This is a genomic window from Novosphingobium colocasiae (assembly GCF_014652555.1).
GTDB lineage: Bacteria > Pseudomonadota > Alphaproteobacteria > Sphingomonadales > Sphingomonadaceae > Novosphingobium > Novosphingobium colocasiae.
In genome coordinates, this window is record NZ_BMZA01000034.1 from 1 (window position 1) to 11,267 (window position 11,267).

At 59.7% G+C, this 11,267-nt stretch carries 9 protein-coding genes; 3 read left to right on the top strand and 6 right to left on the bottom strand.

The genetic code is table 11. The features are described from left to right. Positions 1–237 precede the first annotated feature (237 nt). From IE122_RS17595 to IE122_RS17620, 6 genes are all read right to left on the bottom strand, one after another. The gene (locus IE122_RS17595; RefSeq protein WP_189622550.1) at positions 238–1,584 is read right to left on the bottom strand and encodes an MmgE/PrpD family protein; all 1,347 of its coding nucleotides are present in this window, start codon (positions 1,582–1,584) and stop codon (positions 238–240) included. Positions 1,585–1,588: 4 nt separating this feature from the next. After that, complete coding sequence (locus IE122_RS17600) at positions 1,589–2,740, bottom strand: acyl-CoA dehydrogenase family protein (RefSeq protein ID WP_189622551.1); 1,152 nt, start codon at positions 2,738–2,740, stop codon at positions 1,589–1,591. Between the two features lie 151 nt (positions 2,741–2,891). Further along, on the bottom strand, positions 2,892–3,899 hold the full coding sequence (locus IE122_RS17605; protein WP_189622552.1) for an HpcH/HpaI aldolase/citrate lyase family protein: 1,008 nt from the start codon (positions 3,897–3,899) through the stop codon (positions 2,892–2,894). Positions 3,900–3,953: 54 nt separating this feature from the next. Beyond that, positions 3,954–4,718 carry an SDR family NAD(P)-dependent oxidoreductase gene (locus IE122_RS17610; RefSeq protein ID WP_189622553.1) on the bottom strand — a complete coding sequence of 255 codons (765 nt, stop codon included), beginning with the start codon at positions 4,716–4,718 and terminating at the stop codon, positions 3,954–3,956. A gap of 12 nt (positions 4,719–4,730) precedes the next feature. Beyond that, positions 4,731–5,912: a thiolase family protein gene (locus IE122_RS17615; protein ID WP_189622554.1), complete on the bottom strand. Its 1,182-nt coding sequence runs from the start codon at positions 5,910–5,912 to the stop codon at positions 4,731–4,733. Between the two features lie 169 nt (positions 5,913–6,081). Continuing rightward, positions 6,082–6,582 carry a nuclear transport factor 2 family protein gene (locus IE122_RS17620; protein ID WP_189622555.1) on the bottom strand — a complete coding sequence of 167 codons (501 nt, stop codon included), beginning with the start codon at positions 6,580–6,582 and terminating at the stop codon, positions 6,082–6,084. A gap of 480 nt (positions 6,583–7,062) precedes the next feature. On the opposite strand from IE122_RS17620, the gene IE122_RS17625 reads away from it, so the two are divergent. The 3 genes from IE122_RS17625 (at position 7,063) to IE122_RS17635 (ending at position 11,214) form a co-directional block, all read left to right on the top strand. Then, positions 7,063–9,519, top strand: a complete 2,457-nt coding sequence (locus IE122_RS17625; protein ID WP_189622556.1) for a TonB-dependent receptor — start codon at positions 7,063–7,065, stop codon at positions 9,517–9,519. 397 nt (positions 9,520–9,916) lie between these two features. Beyond that, the gene (locus IE122_RS17630; protein ID WP_189622557.1) at positions 9,917–10,612 is read left to right on the top strand and encodes a nitroreductase; all 696 of its coding nucleotides are present in this window, start codon (positions 9,917–9,919) and stop codon (positions 10,610–10,612) included. 215 nt (positions 10,613–10,827) lie between these two features. Then, entirely contained in the window at positions 10,828–11,214 is a 387-nt protein-coding gene (locus tag IE122_RS17635; RefSeq protein ID WP_189622558.1) for a glycosyltransferase family protein, read from the top strand. Positions 11,215–11,267 lie beyond the last annotated feature (53 nt).

Below are 11,267 nucleotides of genomic sequence, written 5' to 3' on the forward strand. Positions count from 1 at the left end.
GCAAACGCAGTGGGCGACCTCATGCCATGGATCGCCGTGGTCTGAGCACATCGCTTACCGCTTGCCGGCGCCTGCCCGGGCAGGTCAAAGCGCGCGAATTCACACGCCCCTGCTGGGCGCGAACCGCAAAGGGACGACGCCGCCGAGATAATCGCCCGCAAGAATGAACCCACCTAGCGCAACGCCAGTCTTCAAGATCTTTGCAGGGCACCGTCGTTCGGCAGAGCCCCCAACCGGTCAGTGGATGATGTTCGCCAGATCGACCGCGGACGTTTCCTCATCCAGTCTCATAATGCCGGACATCAGGCGTTCCGCGCGTTCTTCTCCGATTACCGGGGCGGCCAGACTGCGGAACTTCGCGGCGAGCCGGTCGCCCTGGGCGACGAGATCGGTTTCGACGATGCCAGTATTGTGCTCGCCTTCATACACCTCGCCACTCGTCGAGCGTACCAGCAAGCGGGTGTTGCTGCCCCCCGGCATGTCACCATGAACAGTGACGCGATTGCGCGTAGCTACAAGCCCTGGTTCGGAAGCCACCTCGTCCGAGAATGTTTCCAGCGCCGATGTATCGACCTGATGAATTGCGAGCGCTGCAGCATGGCGCAGACTGAACTTGGTTTCGAGGCCGCTTACCGGATCGGGAATGCCGGCCGTCTTGAGGTGCAATGCCGAGACGTGAATATCGATCGATGCGACGTTTTCGGGCGTCAGGGCATGTCTCTGGCGCAGGTCGCGCAGACAATCCAGAGTTGAATGCGTGCAGAAGCAAGCGGCATGATATTTGAAGAGTGTGTTGACGACCTCGGTCCCCGGTGCGATCTTCACAAGCGGGCGGATCGGCTCGTCAGACTGCGTCGTGATGAAGCCTTGAATATCCTCCAGCCCATATGGTTGGGCAATGAAGCCTCGGGCTGCCAGTCTTGCAGAAAGGACGCCATTGGCGGCTGCCTTTCCAGCATGGAACGGCTTGGCCATGCTTCCGAACATGGCTTTCAGGCCCGACGCCTGGGTCGCCCCCAGGCCAATCGCGCTTGTCATCTGCTCTTCGTCGAGCTGCAGCAAAACGCCCACCCCGACCGCAGCACCGATCGATCCGACGGTTCCGGTGGAGTGAATCCCGCGGGCGTAATGTGACGGGTTGACCATGCTGCCGACCATGCAGGCCGCCTCGTATCCCGCGATGAATGCGGTTAACAAATCCTTGCCAGTAGCACCGGTCGCTTCGGCCACCGCAAAGACAGCGGGAAATATCGCCACCGTGGGGTGGCCCTGCATAAGACGGTTCACATCGTCGAAATCGAGCGCGTGCGACGCGGTGCCGTTAACGAGCGCCGCGTCATATGGCGACAGCCGTTTTGCACGCCCGACCACGGTGGAAGGACCGCTTCCAAACGATTCAAGTTCGTCGGAGAGCAGGATTGCACATTCTTCCCGAGAACCGGGTAGCGTGACCGCGAACCAGTCGAGGATGCACTGTCGCGCCACGGTTATCGCAGATTCAGGCAGCTTTGCCGAGCGATACCCGAGTGCAACCTGCGCCAATTGCCGGGTAAGGTCGAATGTGCCCTGCTTGACGGTCGTCATGTGCTCAGCCCTTCTTGCCGACGGGCTTGCCGAGCATGGCGTCGGACACGATCCGCAGCTGGATTTCCGAGGTTCCCTCGAAGATCTTGGTTAGGCGCGCGTCGCGCCAGAACCGCTCGACCGGGTGCAGGGTGGTGTACCCGGCACCGCCCAGGATCTGCATGGCCTCGCTGGTCACCTTCTCGGCCATCTCGGCGGCGAGGTACTTGATCATCGAGGTCTTGATCTTGCCCGAGCGGCCGGAGTCGATCTCGTCGCAGGTGTGGTAGAGCAGCTGGCGGACCGCCTCGACCTGGGTCGCCATGTCGGCGATCTTGAAGCGGATCGCCTGGAAGTCGGAGATGGGCTGGCCGAACTGGATGCGCTCCTTGGCATATTCGATCGCATGGTCGAGGGCGGCCTGCGCCACGCCGAGGGACCGGGCGGCGGTCTGCGCGCGGGCCAGCTGGAGGCCGAAGGCGGCATCCTGGAAGCCGCGACCGGGTTCGGGGGCGTAGGGATCGACCGGGACGCGCACGCCGTCGAAGAACAGCTCCCAGGTCTTCCAGCCGAAGTAGCCGATCTTCGGGATGGGCGAGCCGGTCACGCCCTCGGGCAGCTGGCCGCGGGGCTTGTGCACATGGATGTTGACCGTGCCGCCCTTGCCGGTGCCATCGTCGACCCGGCACAGGACGCGGATGAAATCGACGCCGTCGGCAAAGGTGCACCAATACTTGCTGCCGGTGATCACCCATTCGTCGCCCTCGCGGCGGGCGCGGCAGGAAACGTTGGACAGGTCGGAACCGGTGTTGGGTTCGGAGAACGCGGCGGCACCGATGTACTTGCCCTGCGCCATGAGCGCGATCTTCTCGCGCTTGAACTCGTCGCTGCCGCTGATGGTGCGAAAGAAGGCGTTGCCGCGGGCCGGCACGCTCGCGACGCTCATCCAGCCCTTGGCGAGTTCCTCGGTAACCAGGCAGTATTCGTAGGCGCCCAAGCCCAGGCCGCCGAGTTCCTCGGGGATGACGATCCCGAAGAAGCCGAGTTCACCCATCTGGTCGATGAGCTCGAGCGGGAAGTCCGCATGCTCGGGATCGAGGCGATCGGCGAGGGGGCGCACGACATCGCGGGTAAAATCGCGCGCGAGTTGCTGGATCATGACCCGTTCTTCGGTCATTCCGGGGGCGTGGGCCGCCTCAGACTGCTGTACCATTTGACTTCACTCTCCCGTTTCTGACGCGGTGTGCGCGATCAGGTAGTGCAACAATTCGGCCGACGCTGGCGAAACGGAATTTTGAGAGCCGTTTCAGAGAGCCGACCATTCCAATTTACGCTGCGCTTTCCGCAGGGACTGCCGGACTGCGGTCCGCGCGAATGACGTCGTCGATCGCGCACAACCTCTTGCATTGCTCGAGATGCAGCAGCTCTACCATCTTTCCGTCGACACGCAGGGCGCCGGCATCGGCATTCTCAGGCAGGGAAAAGGCTTCGATCACCGCTTTGGCAAAGGTGACTTCCGCCTCAGTAGGAGAGAAGGCGCGGTTAGCGATGGCAATCTGGCCGGGATGGATCAGGGTCTTGCCATCGCAGCCGTATTCAAGGCCCTGGTGGCATTCGGCCTCAAATCCCGCGGTGTCTTCAATGCTGTTGTACACGCCGTCGATAACAGCCAGGTTGGCCATCTTTCCAGCGGTGACCGCAAGGGCGATAAGCGGCATGACCGCTGCGCGGCCCGGTACCAGGCGGGCGTTTGTCTCTTTGCACAAGTCGTTCGTGCCCAGGACGAAAGCCGCCAGGCGTGTTTCGCTCGCAACGTCGGCGATCTCCGCCAGGTTGAAGATCGAACGGGCGGTTTCGATCATGATCCAGAGCTGGGTGTTTGCCGGAAAGGCCGACATCAATTCATGACAGGCACGCACTTCCGCCGCGCTTGAAACCTTGGGCACCAGAATCGCGTCCGGAGCGCATTCGGCAACGGCGCGAAAGTCGGCCTCTCCCCATGGCGTGGAGAGCCCGTTGACCCGCACGACCACCGTCCGGTTGCCGAAATCACCTGCCTGAACCGCCTCGACCGCACGGACGCGCGCAGCGTCCTTCTCGTTCGGCGCAACCGCATCTTCCAGATCGAAAATGACGGCATCGCAATCGAGAGTGCGCGATTTGGCGATGGCCTTGGCATTTGATGCCGGCATGTAAAGCAGGCTGCGCAGGGGCCTTGTTACCTCGGACACGTTATCTCCATGATCGAAATCTGTGATGGCTACCAAACATTCATAGGGCGCATCAACGAAGGTATTGGCAAGGCCAAACGAACCGCCCGCCCGCCTTGATTGCATGAGTAATAAGCCGCTGCAGCGATAGTTCTGGTCGAACCGGACGGGCGGCCTAAATCAGCGCGGCGGCATGCGGATGGCACCGTCGAGCCGGATAGTTTCTCCGTTGATCATGGCGTTTTCCACGATGTGAGCGGCCAGTGCGGCAAATTCCTCCGGCCGGCCAAGCCGGGCAGGGTGGGGCACCGCTTTGGCAAGCGTGTCGAGGACTTCTGGGCCGAACCGGGAAAGGATCGGGGTGTCGAAGGTCCCGGGCGCAATGGTGCTGACCCGGATCAGGTGGCGGGACAGATCGCGGGCGGCGACCAAAGTCATCCCGACGATTCCTGCCTTTGCCGAGGCATATGGAATTTGTCCGATCTGACCTTCGAACGCGGCGACCGACGACGTCAGCACGACTACGCCGCGCTCACCATCTACAGGTTCGTTACGCGCCATTCGCGCAGCGCCCTGGCTGAGCACATTGAACGTACCGATCAGGTTGACCCGGACAATCTCCTCGAACAGTTCGAGCGAACCCGGATCGCCTGTCTTCTCGACCACTCGGACCGTGCCGCCCCGCCCGGCGCAATTGACCACGACCCGCAGCGGAGCAATCTGTTCTGCGGCATTGAAGACGGCAGCCATCGCGGCGGGATCGGTCACGTTCGCCGCGACGAATCTGGTTTCCCCGCCGATCTCGCGGGCAACGTCTGCTCCAGCCGAACTTTCCAGGTCGGCGATAACGACATGCGCGCCTTCCTTCGTGAGCCGTTCGACGGTCGCGCGACCAAGTCCAGAGGCGCCGCCAGTGACGACGGCTGAACATCCCTTGATAATCATGACTATGGTTCCTTAAAGACGTTCGATGATCGTTGCGTTGGCCTGGCCGCCAGCTTCACACATGGTCTGCAAACCATAGCGTCCCCCGGTTTCTTCAAGGCCGTTAAGCAACGAAGCCATAAGACGGGTGCCAGAGGCACCGAGCGGGTGGCCGAGCGCGATTGCCCCGCCACGCGGGTTCAGTTTCGCGGGATCCGCGTGCAACTCGCGCTGCCACGCCAAGGGGACGGAGGCGAATGCTTCGTTCACTTCGAATTGGTCGATATCCGACACCGCCAGGCCAGCCTTGCGCAGAACGCGCTGGGTCGCGGGAATAGGAGCGGTGAGCATGAGGAGGGGATCGTCGGCGATCACGTCGCAGGCGACAATCCTGGCCCGCGGTCGAAGTCCCAATCGCGTTGCCGCGGCTTCCGACATGATCAGAGCCATCGCAGCGCCATCGGTGATTTGAGACGAGTTCCCTGCGGTCACGCTCCAGTTGATCTGCGGAAATTGACGCCCAATCGCATCGTCCATGAAGACTGTCCGCAGACCGGAAAGGCTTTCGGGCGTTGTTCCGGGACGGATTGTTTCGTCCTCGTGAACAGGGCCAGCAGGCGTATCGATGGCGACAATTTCGTTTGCGAGACCACCCGCCTTCCGGGTGGCCTCGGCCCGATCATGGGAACTCGCGGCGTACGCGTCCATCTCGTCCCGGCCTATATTCCAGCGTGCCGCAACGAGTTCGGCCGCAACGCCCTGGCCAACGTCGATGGGGAAGCGGGCGCGGTAAGCAGGTCCGAATACATCCTGCCCTAACCGAGCGCTACCCATCGGAACGCGGCTCATCGATTCGATGCCGCCGGCGAGAACGATCTCGTGATCGCCCGAGGCAATGACTTGGGCAGCGAAATGGAGTGCCTGCTGGCTCGAGCCGCATCGGCGATCAACGGTTGTCGACGGAACATGAATGGGCAGGCCGGCACCAAGCCAGGCAGAGCGCCCTGGCGGAAAACCCTGTTCACCTGCTTGGCTGACGCAGCCCACGATCACATCGCCCACCAAACCGGGATCTAGTGCGGGGTTTCGCTTCAGAAGTCCCACTAGGGTCTGTGACAGGAGATCGACGGGATGGACTTCGCTCAGCAATCCCCCGGCCTTGCCCCGACCCATTGGAGATCTGACGATATCGACGATTACTGGATTGTTCTGCATACTTCGTTCCTGCCTTCTCTCGGCGTTCAGACGAACTCGAAGAGACATTCCCCCCACTGTCGGTGGTTTTTCGCTACTTAAAGGCGCAAAAACTACGGGGCGTGGCAAGGCAAATTGGCCTTAATGAAGCTGCGTTGAGCTGTGATTGCATATGCAATCGGGTCTGCGATCATCTGGTCAGCTGCTCAACTGGCAGCGGGCGACCAAATGCGATGGCTGAGATCACCGGATTCAGGTATTCCCGAACGAGAGCAATCTGACCATCACGAAAATCATAGCGGAAGATATAACGGTTCCGATACGCGAACCCTGAAGGCAGAGTGATGTTGCCCCGCTGTTCCAAAAACAGCCGGCTGCCGTCCGCAAGAATGGAACATGTGACATCTTCGGGTGCCGCAAACAGCATGTCGATCGCAGAGGTTGCCTGCCAGAACGCCACGACTGCGTCGCGTCCGATGTAGCGGCGGCAGTCAGCCGGATCGCTTGATCCTGTTTCCGACAAAGGGAATTCGTAGATGGCATCTTCGGTCAGCGTGTCGGAAAGCGCGGCCATATCGCGCTGGACGATGGCCCGGTAGAAGCGACGAAGCACGAGCTTTGCGGCAGCCCGGGCCATCGGATCATCAAGAGGAGCATCGTCGCTCCGCAGCCACCCAGCCAGGTTTTGCATCGAATTATGTCCCCAAAAGCAGGCGTGATGGAGTTCGTGAGCCAGAACGCCCAATGACAAATGCCGAATCTCCGAGATTCATAATTCGGCGGGCACGCGTTTCACGCGTTTATAGTTGTGGTCGTCACCAATCATGTTCGGCCTACGGACATTTACGCGCTAATGGCCAGCGGCCCCGACTGATCGGGATGGCAAGGTCTACTACGCAAGCGCTGGGCCGGTCTGAGCGACAATCGCAGCTTTGGCAATGTCTTGAGGCCGTGATCTGGCAACTCTGCTCCTCACCGAACCGCCCGCCGCTCCCTCGCCTGCATTGCGTATGCAATGAATCCGGCGTGCCGGGTCCTGAAAGCGGGCTTTGGCTTGCTTCAATTGCGGCCAACGGCAAAATGCTGCGGCGGATCGAGACTGTAGTGTCGGATGTAATCCAGCGCGGATAGGGCCGAAGATCGGTCTGCCAATCTATCAGGGAGTGGAAAAGTGACACAAAAAAATCGACTCTATTGCCGAGCTTCGGCCCTTTCGCTGTTGGTGCCGGTGCTGGTGACTGCGGGGGCATCAAGCGCGTTCGCTAACGATCAATCTGCTATCACTGTCGCAGCAGCTGCTGCGGCTTCCCAAAGCGGTTTAGGGGGTGCTCAAACGCCGCAGGCTGCGTCCGAGGCGGATACGTCTGCTCAGGAAGACGGCGTCATCATGGTTACGGCTCGCCGTCGCAGTGAGGCGCTCTCGCGGGTGCCAGTCTCGATTTCCAGTATCAGTTCCAACGACCTGGCAGAGCGCTCCATCACCAGCCAAGCCGACCTGCAGCGCGGCGTGCCCGGTCTTACGGTTCGTTCGGGGCAGAGCGACAGCGTCCTGAATTTCAGCATCCGCGGCCAGGGTATTGATACCTATTCGTCCTCGCCGCCTGCGGTGGCGACCTATTTCAACGATGTGCCGCTCGTCAGCCTCAGTGCGTCGAACTTTTATGACCTTGATTCGGTTCAGGTTCTCAAGGGGCCTCAAGGAACTCTCTTCGGCCGCAATACCACTGGCGGTGCCGTGCTCTACAGTTCTGCGAAGCCCACGAATAACTTCGAGGGCTATGTTTCTGCCGGTTACGGCAATTACGATGATCGCCGGCTGGAAGGTGCTATCAACATTCCGCTCATAAGCGACAAGGTTCTGCTGCGCGTCGCAGGTAACGCCCAGTGGCGCGATGGCTGGCAGAAGAACGTGACGACGGGGCAGGACCTGGGCCGCGTGGATCGCCAGTCGGTGCGCGCCACCCTGGCTCTGAAGCCGACCGATAGCTTTGAATCGACCTTTGTCGGCGGATACAGCTATCTTGGCGGAAACAATGTCGGCATGCAGCTTTATGCGGTCAACGCGTGCGGCTCGACCAACAATGGCCTTGTCTTGGGATCGTTGGTCGCCTGTACTTATGGTCCGTCCGCTGATTACTGGGACGATTATCTCGCCGCCCATCCGGAAGCTACGGCTGGGGGCATCGTTGACCAGGTTGCCATTCAGAAGGCACTCGGAACGCGCAAGGTGAACGGGACGGCCTTCAGCAAAAAGAAAGGCAAGGACTGGTTCATCATGAACACGTCCACAGTGGATCTGGGCAAGGATACTTCGCTGAAGTCGATTATCTCCTACTCCCATTCGAAAGACTTCAATCTCTGGGATCCGTTTGGCACCGGTTTGTACCCCCTCGCGCGTATATATGACACGATTGAACTGGAGGACGCGGCCAACCCGGGACTTCAAGAGTCGATCGAAGGGGTGTCCGCAGAAGTTCAGGTTTCCGGTACTGCGATCGATGGAAATCTGAATTACGTCGTAGGCGGGTTCTATTCCCGTCAGAAGAGGACTTTCTACGATTCGTTCTACTTCTTCAACGTTCAGCCGATTTACGGTCCGTTCCCGAGCTACTACCATTATAACTATACGTCGCAATCGAAGGCAATGTTTACGCAGGCGACCTATGATCTGTCGTCAGCCGGTCTGAACGGCCTGAAACTGACGGGGGGCTTCCGCTACACGTGGGAGAATTTCGCGCTCGATACCTTCCCGGACGCGACCGCGTACTCTGCACCGGGCGCCAACCCGCGTGAGCGTACGAAATTCGACGCTCCGAGCTGGACGATTGGTCTCGACTGGCAGGCGACGGACGCTCTTCTGTTGTACGTAGCGCAGCGCGGAAGCTTCCGCTCGGGTGGGTTCAACGGTAATGGTCCTCTCGCCAACACGACCGCTGCGAACGTCGGTAACTTGTTCCTGCCTGAAAAGGTTCGCGATGTCGAAGTCGGGGCGAAGTTCGCTGGCCGTCTCGGAGCGATGCCGGTGCGGGCGAACCTTGCCCTATACAACTCGAACATCACCAACGTGCAGCGGATGCAGTCGGTCTATGTCGGTGGAAATCCCGTGGTTTTGACGGTGAATATTCCGAAGGCGCGGGTGCGTGGCGTCGAGTTTGATGCGAATGTGCGGCCAACGTCGTGGCTGGAGGTCGGCGGCAATGTTGCTTATACCGATGCCCGCTATATCGACGGAAAGTCGATCGTGATTGGTCAGGAATATAACTACGGTCCTTATGCCGATACGCCCAAGTGGGCTGGCGGCGCCTTCGCCAAGGTTACGGTTCCGGTGGGCGACAATGCAGGGGAAGTCTCGCTTCGCGGCGAAGTCTACGCGCAGTCGTCGCAGGAATTCAGCAACCTTGCCGACACGTACGTGCCAAATACGACGCTGCCGGGCTACGCGCTCATCAATGCGTCACTGGACTGGAACAAAGTGATGGGTTCGAACCTGAACCTGTCCGTTTTCGTCAAGAACGCCACCCAGAAGGGCTACTATACCGGTGGCTTCGGATTTGTGCCGCTCGGCATTTCGTCCGTCGTTCCGGGGCAGCCGCGCATGTATGGTTTGACTGTCAAGTATAACTTCTAAACAGATACCGCCTGCGCCGCGTCATGCTGCGCAGGCGGGCATTTTGACCGGCTTCTGGCTGGACGGAAAATGGGGCTGATCCGCATAATTCTTTGCCTGGTCGACAATTCACTGTGGTGCAGGTGACCGGGGCAGGCGCTATCCTAGCGGCCATAGATCGCTGTTCTTTGCCGAACTCGGTTCGGGGCGCATGCTATTTGATCGACGGCGGCGGACCGGCTCGCCTGGTCGCTCTGACGGACAAAAAGCCCGATAAGCTGAACTGCGGTCAAAGCCCGCCAGTATTCAGACAACCGGAAGCGACCGCCTCGGAAATCGAATGTTCTGGAACTTCATATTCCGCCATGTTTAGAAATGCGACGTCCAATCCGCAAGGACGCCTTGCTCTGCTTGGCACATGACCGGAGGAATCAAAGTGCCCAATTCGAAGTCGTTCGATGTTGTTGTACGTGAGCGCCGCTCTGTCCGCCGGTTTCTTTCTCGACCTGTTCCTGACGGCCTGTTGCGCACGGTAGTCGAGCAGGCGCAGTTGGCCCCTTCAAACTGCAACACACAGCCCTGGCAGGTGCATATTGCTTCGGGTGCAGTCCGCGACAGGTTGAGCCAAGCCCTCCTTGCAGCAGACGAAGCTGGTGAGAACTCACGAGATTTCAGTTTCTCGACGGCAGACTATCCCGCCGTTCCCCATCAGCGTGCCAAGGATCAGGGGGCAGAATATTACAAAGCAATCGGTGTGGCCCGTGAAGCAACGGAAGATCGCTTGATCGCTACCAAACGCAACCTCGACTTCTTTGGAGCGCCGCATGTCGCGTTCCTGTTCATGCCCTCTGTTGGGGACAATGTCCGGGTTGCAGGCGATATTGGTATGTATGGCCAGACATTCTTGCTGTCTCTAGTTGCAAATGGCCTTGGTGGTATTCCGCAAACCATGCTCGGGTTCTACGCCGATACTATCAGAAGTGTCTTGGGCGTTGATGAATCCCTGAAGTTGCTTTTCGGAATTTCATTCGGCTTTGTGGATGAAAGCGCAGCGGAAAGTCGTTACCGTATCGGAAAGGAGCCTATCGAGAATAGCGTTACCTTTCATGGATGACCGCGTTTGGCGCGAGCGCGCGTCAATAGGGACTATGGCGCGGTGACGATGCGTCCTATTCAGGCGGATATCCAAGGTGCGCCTTGGCAATTCCGACCGGGACCACACGAGCCGATGGCACGTGCGCAAAGCTATTCCGACTTGCCCTTTCAAATGTTCGACGATTCCGTCCGGGTGGTGCGAACCTCGCTTGAACTCGGAAAGGGGACCAGCCTGTGAGCTGGACCGCAATTGTGCCGATCAAGGCGCCAGAAGCGCGCAAAACGCGACTTGTCCAACTCGACGCTTCTTCTCGTCTGGCACTAAGCGAAACGTTTCTGAAGCATGTCCTGGCAGCGGTCGATGGCCATCCGGCAATCAGAGAAACTGTCCTGCTTTGCGCAGCGCCGCATGAGGGATACGGTTGGATCGAAGATCGTCAGAGAGGTTTGAATGCCGAACTCACTTCGGCCCGCCAAGGGCGCGGTGCCGTTCTGGTCGTTCACGCGGATCTACCTAGCCTGACGGGTGAAGATGTTTCGGCCCTGCTCGTTACCGCTGAACGCTATGGCGGGGCCTTGGCGCCGGACCGTCATGGTAGCGGAACGAATGCCGTTGCGTAAGCGATGTGCTCAGACCACGGCGATCCATGGCATGAGGTCGCCCACTGCGTTTG

Coding starts and splice junctions, on each gene's coding strand:
- IE122_RS17595 (WP_189622550.1), bottom strand. CDS start 1,584: ATGACGACCGTCAAGCAGGGCACATTCGACCTTACCCGGCAATTGGCG.
- IE122_RS17600 (WP_189622551.1), bottom strand. CDS start 2,740: ATGACCGAAGAACGGGTCATGATCCAGCAACTCGCGCGCGATTTTACC.
- IE122_RS17605 (WP_189622552.1), bottom strand. CDS start 3,899: ATGCAATCAAGGCGGGCGGGCGGTTCGTTTGGCCTTGCCAATACCTTC.
- IE122_RS17610 (WP_189622553.1), bottom strand. CDS start 4,718: ATGATTATCAAGGGATGTTCAGCCGTCGTCACTGGCGGCGCCTCTGGA.
- IE122_RS17615 (WP_189622554.1), bottom strand. CDS start 5,912: ATGCAGAACAATCCAGTAATCGTCGATATCGTCAGATCTCCAATGGGT.
- IE122_RS17620 (WP_189622555.1), bottom strand. CDS start 6,582: ATGCAAAACCTGGCTGGGTGGCTGCGGAGCGACGATGCTCCTCTTGAT.
- IE122_RS17630 (WP_189622557.1), top strand. CDS start 9,917: ATGACCGGAGGAATCAAAGTGCCCAATTCGAAGTCGTTCGATGTTGTT.